Annotated in this window: 20 protein-coding genes; 6 read left to right on the top strand and 14 right to left on the bottom strand. The window is 72.5% G+C overall.

Annotated features, from left to right (window positions below; translation table 11 throughout):
* Nucleotides 1–4: 4 nt before the first annotated feature.
* Nucleotides 5–1,996 (top strand): acetoacetate--CoA ligase, encoded by a 1,992-nt coding sequence (locus tag A6V29_RS01065; RefSeq protein WP_137158562.1) that lies wholly within the window; start codon nucleotides 5–7, stop codon nucleotides 1,994–1,996.
* Here the strand turns inward: A6V29_RS01065 and A6V29_RS01070 are convergent.
* The gene (locus A6V29_RS01070) at nucleotides 1,993–2,484 is read right to left on the bottom strand and encodes a beta-class carbonic anhydrase (protein WP_137158563.1); all 492 of its coding nucleotides are present in this window, start codon (nucleotides 2,482–2,484) and stop codon (nucleotides 1,993–1,995) included. The two genes, A6V29_RS01065 and A6V29_RS01070, sit on opposite strands and share 4 nt — an antisense overlap.
* Nucleotides 2,485–2,593: 109 nt before the next feature.
* Here A6V29_RS01070 and moeA point away from each other — a divergent pair, with 109 nt between their 5' ends.
* From moeA to A6V29_RS01085, 3 genes are all read left to right on the top strand, one after another.
* Entirely contained in the window at nucleotides 2,594–3,796 is a 1,203-nt protein-coding gene (gene moeA / locus A6V29_RS01075) for a molybdopterin molybdotransferase MoeA (RefSeq protein WP_137158564.1), read from the top strand.
* 76 nt (nucleotides 3,797–3,872) lie between these two features.
* Nucleotides 3,873–4,346, top strand: coding sequence for a cyclic pyranopterin monophosphate synthase MoaC (gene moaC / locus A6V29_RS01080; protein WP_137158565.1), 474 nt, complete (start codon nucleotides 3,873–3,875; stop codon nucleotides 4,344–4,346).
* The gene (locus tag A6V29_RS01085) at nucleotides 4,343–4,837 is read left to right on the top strand and encodes a MogA/MoaB family molybdenum cofactor biosynthesis protein (protein WP_137158566.1); all 495 of its coding nucleotides are present in this window, start codon (nucleotides 4,343–4,345) and stop codon (nucleotides 4,835–4,837) included. The genes moaC and A6V29_RS01085 overlap by 4 nt, the downstream gene beginning before the upstream one ends.
* Before the next feature lie 10 nt (nucleotides 4,838–4,847).
* Here the strand turns inward: A6V29_RS01085 and fdhD are convergent, their stop codons facing one another.
* Nucleotides 4,848–5,675 (bottom strand): formate dehydrogenase accessory sulfurtransferase FdhD, encoded by an 828-nt coding sequence (gene fdhD, locus A6V29_RS01090; protein WP_137158567.1) that lies wholly within the window; start codon nucleotides 5,673–5,675, stop codon nucleotides 4,848–4,850.
* A 41-nt stretch (nucleotides 5,676–5,716) separates the two neighbouring features.
* On the opposite strand from fdhD, the gene mobA reads away from it, so the two are divergent.
* On the top strand, nucleotides 5,717–6,307 hold the full coding sequence (mobA, locus tag A6V29_RS01095) for a molybdenum cofactor guanylyltransferase (protein ID WP_137158568.1): 591 nt from the start codon (nucleotides 5,717–5,719) through the stop codon (nucleotides 6,305–6,307).
* 10 nt (nucleotides 6,308–6,317) lie between these two features.
* A complete protein-coding gene (locus A6V29_RS01100; RefSeq protein ID WP_137158569.1) occupies nucleotides 6,318–6,980 on the top strand; it encodes an SDR family oxidoreductase in 663 nt (220 codons plus the stop codon).
* Here A6V29_RS01100 and truA read toward each other — a convergent pair.
* The 12 genes from truA to secY all read right to left on the bottom strand — a co-directional run bounded on the left by truA (nucleotide 6,952) and on the right by secY (nucleotide 15,216).
* Entirely contained in the window at nucleotides 6,952–7,773 is an 822-nt protein-coding gene (gene truA / locus A6V29_RS01105) for a tRNA pseudouridine(38-40) synthase TruA (protein ID WP_249932908.1), read from the bottom strand. The two genes, A6V29_RS01100 and truA, sit on opposite strands and share 29 nt — an antisense overlap.
* 61 nt (nucleotides 7,774–7,834) lie before the next feature.
* Nucleotides 7,835–8,143 carry a hypothetical protein gene (locus tag A6V29_RS01110; RefSeq protein WP_249932909.1) on the bottom strand — a complete coding sequence of 103 codons (309 nt, stop codon included), beginning with the start codon at nucleotides 8,141–8,143 and terminating at the stop codon, nucleotides 7,835–7,837.
* Nucleotides 8,140–8,724, bottom strand: a complete 585-nt coding sequence (rplQ, locus tag A6V29_RS22090; protein WP_137158571.1) for a 50S ribosomal protein L17 — start codon at nucleotides 8,722–8,724, stop codon at nucleotides 8,140–8,142. The genes A6V29_RS01110 and rplQ overlap by 4 nt, the downstream gene beginning before the upstream one ends.
* Nucleotides 8,725–8,833: 109 nt before the next feature.
* The gene (locus A6V29_RS01120) at nucleotides 8,834–9,910 is read right to left on the bottom strand and encodes a DNA-directed RNA polymerase subunit alpha (protein WP_137158572.1); all 1,077 of its coding nucleotides are present in this window, start codon (nucleotides 9,908–9,910) and stop codon (nucleotides 8,834–8,836) included.
* Nucleotides 9,911–10,049: 139 nt separating this feature from the next.
* A complete protein-coding gene (gene rpsD, locus A6V29_RS01125; protein WP_137158573.1) occupies nucleotides 10,050–10,676 on the bottom strand; it encodes a 30S ribosomal protein S4 in 627 nt (208 codons plus the stop codon).
* 35 nt (nucleotides 10,677–10,711) lie between these two features.
* A complete protein-coding gene (gene rpsK / locus A6V29_RS01130) occupies nucleotides 10,712–11,119 on the bottom strand; it encodes a 30S ribosomal protein S11 (protein WP_026857037.1) in 408 nt (135 codons plus the stop codon).
* 119 nt (nucleotides 11,120–11,238) lie between these two features.
* Nucleotides 11,239–11,613, bottom strand: a complete 375-nt coding sequence (gene rpsM, locus A6V29_RS01135) for a 30S ribosomal protein S13 (RefSeq protein WP_137158574.1) — start codon at nucleotides 11,611–11,613, stop codon at nucleotides 11,239–11,241.
* Between the two features lie 27 nt (nucleotides 11,614–11,640).
* Complete coding sequence (gene rpmJ, locus A6V29_RS01140) at nucleotides 11,641–11,754, bottom strand: 50S ribosomal protein L36 (RefSeq protein ID WP_012950458.1); 114 nt, start codon at nucleotides 11,752–11,754, stop codon at nucleotides 11,641–11,643.
* Nucleotides 11,755–11,824: 70 nt separating this feature from the next.
* Nucleotides 11,825–12,046, bottom strand: a complete 222-nt coding sequence (gene infA, locus A6V29_RS01145; RefSeq protein ID WP_012950459.1) for a translation initiation factor IF-1 — start codon at nucleotides 12,044–12,046, stop codon at nucleotides 11,825–11,827.
* 347 nt (nucleotides 12,047–12,393) lie between these two features.
* Nucleotides 12,394–13,251: a type I methionyl aminopeptidase gene (map, locus tag A6V29_RS01150; RefSeq protein WP_249932910.1), complete on the bottom strand. Its 858-nt coding sequence runs from the start codon at nucleotides 13,249–13,251 to the stop codon at nucleotides 12,394–12,396.
* Between the two features lie 40 nt (nucleotides 13,252–13,291).
* Nucleotides 13,292–13,897 (bottom strand): adenylate kinase, encoded by a 606-nt coding sequence (locus A6V29_RS01155; protein ID WP_283956331.1) that lies wholly within the window; start codon nucleotides 13,895–13,897, stop codon nucleotides 13,292–13,294.
* A gap of 8 nt (nucleotides 13,898–13,905) precedes the next feature.
* Nucleotides 13,906–15,216, bottom strand: coding sequence for a preprotein translocase subunit SecY (secY, locus tag A6V29_RS01160; RefSeq protein WP_137158576.1), 1,311 nt, complete (start codon nucleotides 15,214–15,216; stop codon nucleotides 13,906–13,908).
* Nucleotides 15,217–15,243: the final 27 nt, after the last annotated feature.

The raw sequence follows: 15,243 nt of genomic DNA on the forward strand, positions 1-15,243 counted from the left end.
TTCCATGACCGAGCCGACCGACAGCCAGGACCTCACGCCCGGACAGGTGCTGTGGCGGCCCGACCCGGAACGGGTCGAGGCGTCCCGGCTCACCGCGTTCGCGCGCGACGTGGAGGCGCGGTACGGCGTCTCGTTCGACGACTACGAGTCGCTGTGGCGCTGGTCGGTGGAGAACCTCGAGGAGTTCTGGGCCGAGGTGTGGCGCTTCTTCGACGTGGCGCCCGGGACCTCGTACGACACCGTGCTGGCCGACCGCCGCATGCCCGGCGCGACCTGGTTCCCCGGCGCCCGGCTGAACTACGCCGAGCACGTCCTGCGGGCCGGTGCCGGGCGCGGCGGCGACACGGTGCTGGTCGCCGTCGGCGAGGACGGCGACCAGCGCGAGCTGACCTGGGCGGAGCTCACCGAGCAGGTCGGCGCGGCCGCCGCATGGATGCGCCGGCTGGGCGTGCGGGAGGGCGAGCGGGTCGTCGGCTACCTGCCCAACGTGCCCGAGGCGATCGTGGCCGTCCTCGCCGCGGCGAGCATCGGCGCCGTGTGGTCGGCGTGCGGGCCGGAGATCGGGCTGCGCAGCGCCGTCGACAGGTTCGGCCAGCTCGAGCCGGTCCTGCTGATCGCGACCGACGGCTACCGCTTCGGCGGCCGCACGCACGACCGGCTTGAGCTCGTCGAGGAGCTCGCGGCCGCCCTGCCGTCCCTGCGCGCCGTCGTCCACGTGCCTGTCGTCGGAGGTGACCGGTCCGGTGGAGGCACGCCGTGGGCCGACGTCGTCGCCGAGCCGGCCGAGGTCGCCCCGGTCCAGGTGCCCTTCGACCACCCGCTCTGGATCGTCTACTCGTCGGGCACGACGGGCCTGCCCAAGGGCCTGGTGCACGGGCACGGCGGGGTCCTGCTCATGGCGTTGGCGCAGGGCGGCCTGCAGGGCGACGCCCGGCCCGGCGATCGCGGGATGTCGTACACCTCGACCACCTGGATCATGTGGAACTCCACGGTGAGCGGCCTGCTGCACGGCGGCACCGCGGTGCTCTACGACGGCAACCCGATGCACCCCTCGGTGGACCGGCTGTGGGAGCTGACCGCCGAGCACCGGCTCACGAGCCTCGGGGTCAGCCCCGGCTACCTGGCGGCCTGCGCGAAGGCCGGACTGCACCCCGGCCGCGACCACGACCTGTCCACCCTGCGCAGCATCGGCGTGACCGGGTCCCCGCTGCCGGCGACCTCCTACCGCTGGGTCCACGACGAGGTGGGCTCCGACGTCCGGCTGCGGGTGTTCAGCGGCGGGACCGACTTCGCCGCGACGCTCGTCGGCAGCGCGCCGTGGCTGCCGGTGTACCTCGGCGAGATGTCGGGCCGGCAGCTCGGCGTCCACGTCGAGGCGTGGGACGCCGAGGGCCGGCCGGTGGTCGACGAGGTCGGGGAGCTGGTCATCCGCTCCCCCATGCCGTCGATGCCCCTGCGCATCTGGGGTGACGACGACGGACGCCGCTACCACGAGGCGTACTTCGACACCTATCCCGGCGTGTGGCGGCACGGCGACTGGCTGACCGTCACCAGCCGCGGCACCTGCATCATCAGCGGCCGCTCGGACGCCACGCTCAACCGGCACGGCGTGCGCATGGGCAGCGCCGACATCTACCAGGCCGTGGAGGCGCTGCCCGAGGTCGCCGAGGCGCTCGTCGTCGGCGTCGAGCAGCCCGACGGCGGGTACTGGCTCCCGCTGTTCGTCAGGCCGGCCGAGGGCGCGGAACTCGACGACGCCCTGATCGACCGGATCCGGGAGGTCGTGCGGACGCAGGCCTCCCCGCGGCACGTGCCCGACGAGGTGCTGGCCGTGCCGGCGATCCCGCACACCACCACCGGCAAGAAGCTCGAGGTGCCCGTCAAGCGGATCCTCTCGGGCGTCCCCGTCGAGCAGGCGTGCAAGCTCGACGCCGTCGACGACCCGGCTGCGGTGCGCTGGTTCGCCGACCTCGCGGCGCGGCGCCGGTCCGGCTAGGAGGCCGTGACCTCGTGGAGCCGGCCGGTGTCGACGTCGTAGACGAAGCCGCGCACCTCGTGGGAGAGCAGGTACGGGCTCTCCTTGATCAGCATGATCGACTCGCGCACGTCGGCCTCGACGTCGGTGAAGGCCCGTGCCGCCCACGGCGGACGCCGGCCGGTCGCCGCCGTCACCGTGTCGGAGAACGTCACGTCGTCGGTGGTCGTCAGACCGCAGTTGGTGTGGTGGATCAGCACGATCTCGCGGGTGCCCAGCGCGTGCTGGCTGATGGTGAGCGACCTGATGACGTCCTCGGTGATGACGCCGCCGGCGTTGCGGATGACGTGCGCGTCGCCGATCTCGAGGCCCAGGACACCGAAGAGCGGGATGCGCGAGTCCATGCACGCCACCACGGCCACCTGGCGGGCGGGGCGCACCGGCTTGCTGCCGGGGAACTGCTGGGCCCACTCCTCGTTCGCCTCGAGCATCTTGTCGATCTCGGCCACGCGTCCTCCTCCGCCGTCGCTGGACGCTGGGGACACTAACGGGGCCGCCGCACATCCGCCGCGCGGGACCGCGGGCGCCGTCGTGCGCCGGATCAGCGAGGATGGCCCGGTGCGGACTGTCGAGCAGCACCAGGCGGCGGTGACGGCGCTGCTGCCCCTGCAGCCCGAGGAGTCGGTGCCGCTGGCCGCGGCGCACGGCCGGGTGCTGGCCCGCGACGTCGTCGCCGCCGTCTCCCTGCCCGGCTTCGACAACTCCGCGATGGACGGCTACGCGGCGCGCTGGGCCGAGGTGGGCGCGGCTGCGGACCGGCCCGTGGTGCTGCCCGTGGCCGAGGACATCCCCGCGGGGCGCACCGACGTCGTCCCCCTCGCGCCGGGGACCGTGCACCGGATCATGACCGGCGCCCCCCTGCCGCCGGGCGCCGACGTCGTGGTGCCGGTGGAGCTCACCGACGGTGGCACCGAGCAGGTGGAGATCCGGGACTGCCCGCCACAAGGGGCCCACCTCCGCCGGGCCGGAGAGGACATCGCCGCCGGCGCCGTCGCACTCTCGGCCGGATCGACGCTCGGCGCCGCCCAGCTGGGGCTCGCCGCCGCCGTGGGCGCCACGGAGCTGCCGGTGCGCCGCCGGCCGCGGGTGCTCGTCCTGTCGACCGGCAGCGAGCTGGTCGCCCCCGGCGAGGAGCTGGCCCCGGGGCAGATCTACGAGTCGAACTCGCTGCTGCTGGCCGCCGCGGTGGAGGAGGCCGGTGGCGTGGCCCGGCGGCTGCACTTCGTGCCCGACGACGTCGACCAGTTCCTCGACACGGTGCGGGCGGAGCTGCCGACCGCCGACCTCCTGGTCACCAGCGGCGGGGTCAGCGCGGGTGCCTACGAGGTCGTGAAGGACGCCTTCGCCGGCCTCGGCACCGTCGAGTTCGGCAAGGTCGCGATGCAGCCGGGCGGACCGCAGGGCGCCGGCACCGTCGACGGCGTCCCCGTCGTCACGCTGCCGGGCAACCCGGTCAGCTCGTTCGTCTCCTTCGAGGTCTTCGTCCGGCCGGCTCTGCGCCGTGCGCTCGGCCACGCCTCCCCCGACCGGCTGCGCGCCCGGGCCCGGCTCGAGGGCCCCCTGCGCTCGCCCGCCGGCCGACGGCAGTTCCTGCGCGGCCGCTTCGTCGACGGGGAGGTCTCCCAGGTCGGCGGGCCCGGTTCCCACCTGGTCGCCCACCTCGCCCGCGCCAACTGCCTGGTCGTCGTCCCCGAGGACGTCACCGAACTGCCCGCCGGCGCCGAGGTCGACGTCGTGCTGATCGAAGGAGCTCTCCAGTGAGGCGACAGCGAGTGAGCATCACAGCGAGGAACGAGCGAGGAGCGGAGCGAGCGCGGAGCCGGACGGGACGAGCACGGTGAGTGATGCCCGGCTGACCCACGTGGACGAGACCGGCGCCGCCCGCATGGTCGACGTCAGCGCCAAGGCGGTGACCGCCCGCGAGGCGACCGCCGCCGGTCGGGTGCTGGTCGCGCCCGAGGTGATCGACCTGCTGCGCGGCCGCGGCGTGCCCAAGGGCGACGCGGTGGCCGTGGCCCGGATCGCGGGGATCGCCGGCGCGAAGCGGACGCCGGACCTCGTCCCGCTGTGCCACCCGATCGCGTTGCACGGGGTCACCGTCGACATCGAGGTGGCCGACGACGCCGTGGAGATCACCGCGACGGCCCGCACCGCGGACCGGACAGGGGTCGAGATGGAGGCGCTGACCGCGGTGACCGTGGCCGGCCTGACGATGATCGACATGGTCAAGGCGGTCGACCCGCGCGCCACGATCAGCGACGTGCGGCTGCTGCGGAAGTCCGGCGGCAAGAGCGGCGAGTGGACCCGGTGAGCGAGCTCCCGACCGGGGCCCAGGCGCTGGTCGTCACCGCCTCCAACCGCGCCGCCGCCGGCGTGTACGAGGACCGCAGCGGCGCGGCGCTGGCCGCCGGGCTCGCCGAGCTGGGGTTCGAGGTGGAGGGCCCCAAGGTCCGTCCCGACGACGTCGACGAGCTGGAGGACGTGCTCCGGGCCGCGGTGGACGCGCACATCGACGTCGTCCTCACCACCGGCGGCACCGGGCTCTCCCCCACCGACGTCACGCCCGAGGCCACCCGGCGGGTGCTGGAGCGCGAGGCGCCCGGCCTCGCCGAGGCGGTCCGCCGGTACGGCGCGGAGAACGGCGTCCCGACGTCGGTCCTCTCCCGCGGGGTGGCCGGCACCGCCGGCCGCACGCTGATCGTGAACCTGCCCGGCTCGACCGGCGGCGTGCAGGACGGCCTCGCCGTGCTGGGCCCGCTGCTCCCCCACGTGGTCAGCCAGCTGCGAGGCGGCGACCACTGACCCGAGGCCGTCAGTCCAGCGGGATGCGCTCGGTGCCGGTGTAGACGTTGCAGCCGTCGCCGCGGAGGAAGCCGACCAGGGTGATGCCGACCTCGCGAGCGAGCTCCACCGCCAGCGACGACGGCGCCGACACCGCCGCGAGCACCGGGATGCCGGCCATCGCCGCCTTCTGCGTGAGCTCGAAGCTGGCCCGGCCGCTGACCATGAGCACCTGCCCGGACAGCGGGAGCCGGCCGGCGCGCACGGCGTCACCGACGACCTTGTCGACGGCGTTGTGCCGGCCGACGTCCTCCCGCAGCGCCAGCAGCTCGCCGTCGCCGCTGAACAGGCCCGCGGCGTGCAGCCCACCGGTCTTGTCGAAGACCTCCTGCGCTCCCCGGAGGCGGTCCGGCAGCGCCAGCAGGGTGGCGAGCTCCAGCCGGACGTCATCGGCGGCGACGTCGAAGGAGGTCTTGGTGCGGATGGCGTCGATGCTCGCCTTCCCGCAGACCCCGCAGGAGCTCGAGGTGTAGAAGTTCCGCTCCAGGCCGGTGTCCGGGATCGGCACCCCGGGGGCCAGGTCGACGTCGACCACGTTGTAGGTGTTGCGGCCGTCGGCGTCCACCGAGTCGCAGTACCGCAGCCCCGCGACGTCACCCGGGGTGCGGATGATCCCCTCGGTGGCCAGGAAGCCGTGCACGAGGTCGAAGTCGTCCCCAGGGGTGCGCATGGTGACGGCCAGCGGGCTGCCGTCCAGCCGGATCTCCAGCGGCTCCTCGGCCGCCACCGTGTCCGGCCGGGTGCTCCGGTGCTCCCCGCGGATGCGCAGGACCGGTGTCCGGCTCGTGACTCGCCCCACGAGGAGGACGGTACCCACGATCCCGGGCCTACGGTGACGGCGTGGACCAGCTGCCGCCGTATACCGCCGTCGTCCTCGCCGGCGGGCGGGCCGCGCGGCTCGGCGGCCAGGCGAAGCCGCAGCTGCGGGTCGGCGGCCGGGCGATGCTGGCCACCGTCCTCGCGGCGGTCGCCGACGCCGAGCACCGGATCGTCGTGGGCCCGCCGCAGCCGGTCCCGGAAGACGTCGTCGTGGTCCGCGAGCAGCCACCCGGCGGCGGACCGGTGGCGGCGCTGCGGGCCGCCCTCCCGGCCGTCGCCGACCCCGTCGTCGCGCTGCTCGCCGGCGACCTGCCCTTCCTCACCGGCGGGGTGGTCGCCGAGCTGCGCTCGGCACTGACCGACGACGGCGCGCTGGTCGTCGACGACGGCCGCCGCGACCAGTACCTGCTGGGCGTCTGGCGGACCGACGCCCTGCGCGGCGCCCTGCGCCCGACCGGCGGCCCGATGTCGCTGCGCCGGGTGCTCGCGCCGCTGACCGCGAGCCGGTTGCGCCCGACGGTGCCACCCGGGACGCCGCCACCCTGGTTGGACTGCGACACCCCGGCCGATCTCGCCAGGGCGCGGGCGGTAGCCGGCGGGATCGACGGGTAGGGGCCGGGGCATGCGCATCCTCGTCGCGGGGGCCCACGGTCAGGTCGCCCGCCGTCTCTCCCGCCTGCTGTCCGCCCGTGGCGACACCGTCGTCGGCCTGATCCGCAACCCCGACCACGAGGCAGATCTCCGGGACGACGGCGCCGAACCCGTCGTCCTGGACCTCGAGTCGGCGTCGGTCGACGAGCTCGCCGCGGTGGCCCGTGGCGCCGACGCGGTCGTGTTCGCCGCCGGTGCGGGCCCCGGCAGCGGCGAGGCGCGCAAGCACACCGTCGACCACGGCGCCGCGGTGCTGCTCGCCGAGGCAGCCGAGCGAGCCGGCGTGCGCCCGTACGTGCTGCTCTCCTCGATGGGCGTCGAGCAGGCCCGCGAGGGGACCCCGCCGGGGGTGGACCCGGTCATGGCGGTCTACCTGCAGGCCAAGCTGCGCGCCGAGGACGAGGTCCTGCCGCGCCCGGCGCTGGCCACGACGATCCTCCGTCCCGGCGGTCTGACCGACGAGCCCGGCACCGGGCGGGTCACCCTCGGGCACGGCCTCGACTTCGGCAGCGTCCCGCGGGACGACGTCGCCGCGGTTCTCGTCGCCCTGCTCGACGCACGCCGCGACGGCGCCGTCGTCGAGCTGGTCAGCGGCGACACCCCGATCACCGAGGCGGTCGCCCAGGTGGCGTGAGGGCGCGGCGGGCGCGGGTGAGCCGGCTGCGCGCGGCGAGCATGTCGTCGGGCGGGTAGTCCACCGCGACCAGCGTGAGCCCGTGCGCGGGCGCCACCGGGACCTCGCTGGCCCGCTCGTCCCGGGCGAGCAGCGAGGCCGGCCACTCCGGCGCCCGGCGTCCCTCGCCCACCGCGGTGAGCGCACCCACCAGGCTGCGCACCATCGAGTGGCAGAACGCGTCGGCCGAGGCGGCGATCGTCACGAGGTCGCCGTCGCGGACGACGTCGAGCGCGAGCAGCGTGCGGATCGTGGTGGCGCCCTCGCGACGCCGGCAGAAGGCGGCGAAGTCGTGCTCGCCCAGCAGCAGCGCGGCCGCCGTCGCCATCGCCGTCGCGTCGAGCGGTCGCGGCCAGGCGACGGTGTCGGCCCGGCGCAGCGGCGGCGCGCCCCCCACCGCGTCGGTCAGGCGGTAGACGTAGTGCCGCCCCAGCGCGGCGAAGCGGGCGTCGAAGTCCGGGTGCGCCTCTGTCACGGCCGGAACGGCGATGTCGGGGGGCAGCACGCCGCGCAGCCGCCGGACCAGCCGGTCGCGGTGCTCCTCCCACACCCGCCGGGGGACGTCGCAGTGGGCGACCTGCGCGGTGGCGTGGACGCCGGCGTCGGTGCGGCCCGCGACGGTGAGCTCCACCGGCGTGCGCAGGACCGTGGCGAGGGCGTCCTCGAGATCGCCCTGCACGGTGCGCTGCTCCGGCTGGCGGGCCCACCCGTGCAGCGCCGTCCCGTCGTAGCTCACCGACAGGCGGAGACGCACGAGCCCGCCACCGTGCTCGGTGGCGGGCTCGTGCGACTGCTGCCGGCTGCTCAGCGAGGCGTCACTCGGGGTCGGGAGCGGACTCGCCACCGGGCGCCTGCAGGCTGGCCGTGGCGGCGTCGTCCACCTCGGCCGCGTTGATCTCCGCCGCGGCGGCGTCGGCGACGTCACGGGACAGCGTCGGGTCGTCGACGACGGCGGTGTTCTGCCGCGTCGGCTCCTCGGTGACGTCTCCGTCGTCCTGCCGCTCGCCGTCGGGGGTGAAGACGTCGGCGACGACCTCCTGCGCCTCGTCGGTGACCGACCCGTCGGTCACCGCCGGCGAGGTGTCGCCACCCGGACCGGTCGTGGTGCCCTCGGGATCGGTCACTTGTCGGCCTCGTCCGGGCTGTCGGCGCTGTCCTCGGAATCCGCGCTGTCCTCGGAGTCCGCGCTGTCCTCGGAGTCGGCGCTGTCCTCGGAGTCGGCGGCGGCGTCCGTGGTCTCGACGGCGTCCGCGGTCACCTCACCGGCGGCCGCGGCGGAGCCGGCGCCGGTCGCGAACTGCGTGCCGCGGGCGCGCTCGGCCTCGCCGACGGCCTGCTGCGCGACGGTCAGCGCCTCGACCAGCTCGATGACGGCCATCGGCGCGTTGTCGCCCTTGCGGGGGCCGACCTTGGTGATGCGGGTGTAGCCGCCCGGACGGTTCGCGAAGCGCGGGCCGATCTCGGCGAAGAGCGTGTGCACGACGTCCTTGTCGCGGATCGTCGTCATCACCTGACGGCGGGCGTGCAGGTCGCCTCGCTTGGCGAAGGTCACCAGCTTCTCGGCCAGGGGACGCAGCCGCTTGGCCTTGGCCTCGGTGGTGGTGATCCGCCCGTGCTCGAACAGCGAGGTGGCCAGGTTGGCCAGCATCAGCCGCTGGTGCGCGGGGGACCCGCCGAGACGGGGACCCTTGGTGGGGGTGGGCATGTCGGTCCTTCCTCAGGCGGCCGGCCGGTGCGGGGCGGCTGCGTTCGTGGTCGTGCTGTGCCGGCTGGAGCCGGGCCGGACGGTGGGAGCCCACCGTCCGGCCCAGGGCTCACAGCTGCTCGGTCTCCTGGTAGTTGCCCTCGTCGTACTGAGCCTGGTCATAACCCGCCGCGTACTCGCCGGTGCCCTGGTAGGCATCGGTCTCGTAGCCCTCGTCGTAGCTCTCGATCGAGGTGGGGATGAACCCGGGGGGGCTGTCCTTGAGCGCGAGGCCCATGGCCGCGAGCTTCATCTTGACCTCGTCGATCGACTTCGCACCGAAGTTGCGGATGTCGAGCAGGTCGGCCTCGGAGCGGGTCACGAGCTCACCGACGGTGTGCACGCCCTCGCGCTTGAGGCAGTTGTAGGAACGGACCGTGAGATCCATGTCCTCGATCGGCATCGAGAAGTTCGCGATGTCGGCGGCCTCGGCGGCGCTGGGCCCGACCTCGATGCCCTCGGCCTCGAGGTTCAGCTCCCGGAGCAGGCCGAAGAGCTCGACCAGCGTCGACCCGGCGGACGCGATCGCGTCGCGCGGGGCGATGGAGGGCTTGGTCTCGACGTCCACCACGAGGCGGTCGAAGTCCGTGCGCTGCTCGACACGGGTCGCCTCGACCGCGTAGGTCACCTTGAGCACGGGCGAGTAGATCGAGTCGACGGGGATGCGGCCGATCTCCTGGCCGGGCTGCTTGTTCTGCGGCGCCGGCACGTAGCCGCGGCCACGCTCGACGACGAGCTCGACCTCGAGGCGGCCCTTGCCGTTGAGGGTGGCGATGTGCAGCTCGGGGTTGTGCACCTCGACACCGGCCGGCGGCGCGATGTCCGCGGCGGTCACCTCACCAGGGCCCTGCTTGCGCAGGTACATGGTCACCGGCTCGTCGGAGTCGGAGCTGACGACCAGGCCCTTGAGGTTGAGGATCAGCTCGGTCACGTCCTCCTTCACGCCCGGCACGGTGGTGAACTCGTGCAGGGTGCCCTCGATCCGGATGCTGGTGACAGCAGCGCCGGGGATCGACGACAGGAGCGTGCGGCGCAGGGAGTTGCCGAGGGTGTAGCCGAAGCCGGGCTCGAGGGGCTCGATGACGAACCGCGAGCGCTGCTCGGTGATCGTCTCCTCGGTCAGCGTCGGGCGCTGTGCGATGAGCATGTCTTGTCTCCTTCAGGTCCTCCGACGACCGCCATATGACGCCGTGAGGGGTGGTGCTGGCTCCGGCGGGCATCTGTCCGCCCGCCGGAACCTGTCCCTGAGGGCGGAAATGGCCATTTCCGCCCTCAGGGGCGAGCCGTTACTTGGAGTAGAGCTCCACGATCAGCTGCTCCTGGACCGGGGTGTCGATCACCTGACGGGCCGGGATGCTGTGCACGAGCACGCGCAGCTGGCTGCTGATGACCTCGAGCCACGGGGGCACGGGGCGCTCGCCGGCGCGGGCCTGGGCGATCTCGAACGGCAGCATCGTGCGCGACTTCTCGGCCACCTCGACGATGTCGTTCTCCGACACCCGGTAGGACGGGATGTCGACCTTGCGGCCGTTCACCCGGATGTGGCCGTGGCGCACCAGCTGGCGGGCCATGTCACGGGACTCGGCGAAACCGGCCCGGTAGACCACGTTGTCCAGGCGCGACTCCAGGATCTGGAGCAGGACCTCACCGGTCTTGCCGGCCTTGCGGTTGGCCTCTTCGTAGTAGCCGCGGAACTGCTTCTCGAGCACGCCGTAGATGCGGCGGGCCTTCTGCTTCTCGCGCAGCTGCAGCAGGTACTCGCTGTCCTTGGTGCGGCCGCGGCCGTGCTCGCCCGGCGGGTAGGGCCGGATCTCGATCGGGCACTTCGCGGACTCGCACTTGCTGCCCTTGAGGAACAGCTTCATCTTCTCGCGCCGGCAGAGGCGGCAATCGGCTCCGGTGTAACGGGCCACGTCAATTACTCCTGTTTCGTCTCGTCAGTGACCGGTCAGACCCGGCGGCGCTTCTTGGGCCGGCAGCCGTTGTGCGGCTGCGGCGTCACGTCCTGGATCTGCCCGACCTCGAGGCCGGTGGCCTGCAGGGAGCGGATGGCCGTCTCGCGACCGGAGCCAGGGCCCTTCACGAAGACGTCGACCTTGCGCATGCCGTGCTCCTGCGCCTTGCGCGCGGCGTTCTCGGCAGCCATCTGCGCCGCGAACGGCGTGGACTTGCGCGAGCCCTTGAAGCCGACGTGGCCGGCGGAGGCCCAGCTGATCACGTTCCCGTTCGGGTCGGTGATCGACACGATCGTGTTGTTGAACGTGCTCTTGATGTGCGCGGCGCCGTGGGCGACGTTCTTCTTCTCCTTGCGGCGGACCTTCTTGGCACCGGCCGCGGTGCGAGCCCTGGGAGGCATGTCTCTCCGGTTTCCTTCAGTTGCTGTGGCCTGGGGGTGCTGCCGGGAGGCAGCGCACGTGCCGTGCTGTCACGCCCGCCCTCACGGGACGCTGTGACCGCACATCGACGTGCTGTGGGTCAGCGGGCCTTCTTCTTGCCCGCGATGGTCTTGCGCGGGCCCTTGCTCGAGCGCGCGTTGGTCTTGGTGCGCTGCCCCCGCACGGGGAGCCCGCGGCGGTGCCGCAGGCCCTGGTAGCTACCGATCTCCACCTTGCGGCGGATGTCGGCGGCCACCTCACGGCGGAGGTCACCCTCGACGCGGAAGTGCTCGTCGATGTAGTCACGCAGCTTCAGCAGGTCCTCGTCGCCGAGGTCCTTGACGCGCAGGTCCGGGCTCACGCCCGTCGCGGCCAGGGTCTCCTTGGCGTGGGTCCTGCCGATGCCGTAGATGTAGGTGAGCGCGACCTCCATCCGCTTCTCGCGGGGAAGGTCGACGCCTGCCAGTCGTGCCATGTCCTTGGTGCTCCCTGTGTGTTCGACTCAGCCCTGACGCTGCTTGTGCCGGGCGTTGTCGCAGATGACCATGACCCGGCCGTGCCGGCGGATCACCTTGCACTTGTCGCAGATCTTCTTCACCGACGGCTGGACCTTCACCGGTGCCGCCCCTCATTCCTCGATCGTGTGCCGACCGCGCGCTGCCGGTGGGCAGTCGCTGGCCGAGCGGTTACTTGTAGCGGTAGACGATGCGACCGCGCGTCAGGTCGTAGGGCGACAGCTCCACGACGACGCGGTCTTCGGGCAGGATGCGGATGTAGTGCTGGCGCATCTTGCCGCTGATGTGGGCGAGCACCCGGTGTCCGTTCTGCAGTTCGACCCGGAACATCGCGTTGGGCAGCGGCTCGACGACGCGACCCTCGACCTCGATGGCCCCGTCCTTCTTCGCCATGCCCTACACGCACTCCTCGACTCGGTGGTTCGTCCCGGGCACCCCGCCCACGGGACACCCACGGACGACGAGCTCGGTGATTGCAGAACAGGTGGTGCAGGCGCTCTCGCAGAGGGCGTTCCCCGTCACGCGGCCACAGCACGACGAAAGAACGGCGCTAGCGCCATCGGAGACTGTACCCCGGCCCGGCGCGCCTCTCCAACCCGGCCTATCTCACAACGGCAGGCTGGCACGTCGGCCCCGCTGCAGGGGCCCGCCGCGAGCCTGCGAGCGGTGGGGGCAGCGGGCGGAAGGACCCCCTCCTCCTCGACCCTCGCACGCTCGGGCCGAGCCTCGGGAGGGGGCCGTCAGGTGCGGGGGGTGACGTCGAACGGCGCGAGACCGGCGACGCCGCCGTCCTCGGCCGTGAGGACCCAGGGGCCCTCCGGGGTGACGGCGACGGTGTGCTCGAAGTGGGCGGCCCGGGAGCCGTCCTTGGTCACCACGGTCCAGCCGTCGTCGAGCTCGACCGTCGCCGGATCGCCGACGGTGACCATCGGCTCGATGGCGAGCACGAGCCCGGGCACGAGCTTGGGGCCGCGGCCGGGACGCCCGTAGTTGAGGACGTGGGGGTCCTGGTGCATCTCGGTGCCGATGCCGTGGCCACCGTAGTGGTCGACGATGCCGTACGGGTGGGCCTCGGCGGTGATCACCTGCTCGACGGCGTGGCTGATGTCGGTGAGCCGCCCGCCGGCGACCGCCTTCGCCAGCCCGGCCCACATCGAGCGCTCGGTGACCTCGAGGAGCGCGGCGTCCTCGGCGGTGGGCTCCCCCACCGTCACGGTGATCGCCGAGTCGCTGTGCCAGCCGTCGAGGATCGCACCGCAGTCGATCGAGATGTTGTCGCCCTCGGCCAGCCGACGGTCGGGGTTCGGGATGCCGTGCACGATCTCGTCGTTGATCGACGCGCAGATGGTGCCGGTGAACCCGTGGTAGCCGAGGAAGTTCGGCACCGCGCCCTTCGAGCGGATGTGGTCCTCGGCGACGGCGTCGAGCTCACCGGTGGTGACGCCCGGCCGGATCGCCGCCCTGACCGCGGCGAGCGCGCCGGCGGTCACCAGTCCCGAGGCCCGCATGAGCTCGATCTCCTGCGGCGTCTTGATCTGGATCATGCGTCCACTCCACTTCGCGAGCAGCGGGAGGCGGCCGAGGATGCCTGCCGTCATCTGCCGTGCATCTCCTCGGTCCGGGCTCGCGCCCCGGTGATCAGTCCGCGTCCGGGCGACCGGCTCCGGCGGAGTCCTGGATGCCGAGCGCCTGGAGCGCCCGGGACGTGACCTCCTCGACCGAGCCGATGGCGTCGATGCGGGCCAGCAGGCCCGCCTCCTCGTAGAAGCCGGACAGCGGTGCCGTCTGTTCCCGGTAGACCACCAGACGACGTCGGACCGTCTCGGGCTTGTCGTCCTCGCGCTGGACCATCTGCCCGTCGACGAGCATGCGGCGCCCGGAGAGCCGGCGGACGAGCTCCTCCTCGTCGACGACGAGCTCGAGGACCCGGTCCAGGCCGTGCCCCAGCTCGGTCAGCGAATCGCGCAGCTGCTCGGCCTGGGCGATGGTGCGCGGGAAGCCGTCGAGCAGGAAGCCGGCCTCGGCGTCGGGCTCGGCGAGACGGTCCTTGACCATCGCGACGGTGATCTCGTCGGGGACGAGCTCGCCGGCGTCCATGAAGACCTTGGCCTTCTTGCCGAGCTCGGTCTGCCCGCTCACGTTGGCGCGGAAGATGTCACCGGTGGAGATCGCCGGCACGTTCATCCGGGCGGCGATTATCTGAGCCTGGGTGCCCTTGCCCGCTCCGGGCGGCCCCAGCAGCACGACGCGCACTACTTCAAGAACCCTTCGTAGTTCCGCTGGTTGAGCTGGGTCTCGATCTGCTTGACCGTCTCCAGCCCCACTCCGACCATGATGAGCACCGCCACGCCACCGAACGGGAAGTTCTGGTTCTGACCCGGCTGCGTGACGGCGAGGAAGAAGTTCGGCAGCACGGCGACGACGCCGAGGTAGATCGAGCCCGGCAGCGTGATCCTCGACAGCACGTACTGCAGGTACTCCGCCGTCGGCCGGCCCGGGCGGATACCCGGGATGAAGCCGCCGTAGCGCTTCATGTCGTCCGCGCGCTCCTCGGGGTTGAACGTGATCGACACGTAGAAGTACGTGAAGAAGACGATCAGACCGAAGAACACCACGATGTGGACCGGGCTGCTCTGGTCGATGACGTAGTCCTCGAAGAACTGCCGGACCCCGCCGGACGAGTCGCCCTGGAGCTGCACGATCAGCTGAGGCAGGTAGAGCAGCGACGAGGCGAAGATGACCGGGATGACGCCGGCCTGGTTCACCTTCAGCGGCAGGTAGGTCGAGGTGCCGCCGTACATGCGGCGGCCGACCATCCGCTTGGCGTACTGCACCGGGATGCGGCGCTGCGCCTGCTCGACGAAGACCACCGCGCCGATGATCAGGACGGCGAAGAGGCAGACGACGGTGAAGACCACGCCGCCGCGGGACTGCAGGATCGAGCCGCCCTCGGCCGGGATGCGCGCGGCGATCGAGGTGAAGATCAGCACGGACATGCCGTTGCCGATCCCCTTCTCCGTCAGCAGCTCGCCGAGCCACATGATCAGCGCGGTGCCCGCGGTCAGGGCGATGACCAGGATGACCGTCGTCCAGACGGAGTCGTCCGGGATGATCGGCTGGTTGCACCCGGGGAACAGCTGCCCGCTGCGGGCCAGGGCGATGATGCCGGTGCTCTGCAGGACGGCCAGCGCGATGGTCAGGTACCGCGTGTACTGGGTCAGCTTGGCCTGACCCGACTGGCCTTCCTTCTTCAGCTGCTCGAACCGCGGGATGACCACGACCAGCAGCTGGACGATGATGCTCGCCGTGATGTACGGCATGATGCCGAGCGCGAAGACCGACAGCCGCAGCAGCGCGCCGCCGGAGAAGAGGTTCACCAGCGAGTAGATGTCCCGCTGGGCGCCCTGCTGGGCGGCCTCCAGACAGCTGTTGATGGCCTCGACGGAGACGCCGGGCCCGGGGATCTGCGCCCCCAGCCGGTAGACCGCGATGATCCCCAGGGAGAACAGCAGCTTGCGCCGGAGGTCTGGCGTCCGGAACGCCGCGGCGAACGCCTGCAGCACGTGCCCTCCCCTTCTAGGTCGGCCGAG

Origin of the sequence: Blastococcus sp. CCUG 61487, from assembly GCF_005222955.1 — a bacterium.
In the GTDB taxonomy this organism is placed as follows: domain Bacteria; phylum Actinomycetota; class Actinomycetes; order Mycobacteriales; family Geodermatophilaceae; genus Blastococcus.

What these genes read in the sequence shown, in the direction of transcription:
- A6V29_RS01100 (WP_137158569.1), top strand. Translation starts at nt 6,318, where the DNA reads ATGCGCATCCTCGTCGCGGGGGCCCACGGTCAGGTCGCCCGCCGTCTC.
- A6V29_RS01065 (WP_137158562.1), top strand. Translation starts at nt 5, where the DNA reads ATGACCGAGCCGACCGACAGCCAGGACCTCACGCCCGGACAGGTGCTG.
- A6V29_RS01120 (WP_137158572.1), bottom strand. Translation starts at nt 9,910, where the DNA reads ATGCTCATCGCACAGCGCCCGACGCTGACCGAGGAGACGATCACCGAG.
- rpsK (WP_026857037.1), bottom strand. Translation starts at nt 11,119, where the DNA reads ATGCCTCCCAGGGCTCGCACCGCGGCCGGTGCCAAGAAGGTCCGCCGC.
- map (WP_249932910.1), bottom strand. Translation starts at nt 13,251, where the DNA reads ATGACGGCAGGCATCCTCGGCCGCCTCCCGCTGCTCGCGAAGTGGAGT.
- rplQ (WP_137158571.1), bottom strand. Translation starts at nt 8,724, where the DNA reads ATGCCCACCCCCACCAAGGGTCCCCGTCTCGGCGGGTCCCCCGCGCAC.
- infA (WP_012950459.1), bottom strand. Translation starts at nt 12,046, where the DNA reads ATGGCGAAGAAGGACGGGGCCATCGAGGTCGAGGGTCGCGTCGTCGAG.
- rpsM (WP_137158574.1), bottom strand. Translation starts at nt 11,613, where the DNA reads ATGGCACGACTGGCAGGCGTCGACCTTCCCCGCGAGAAGCGGATGGAG.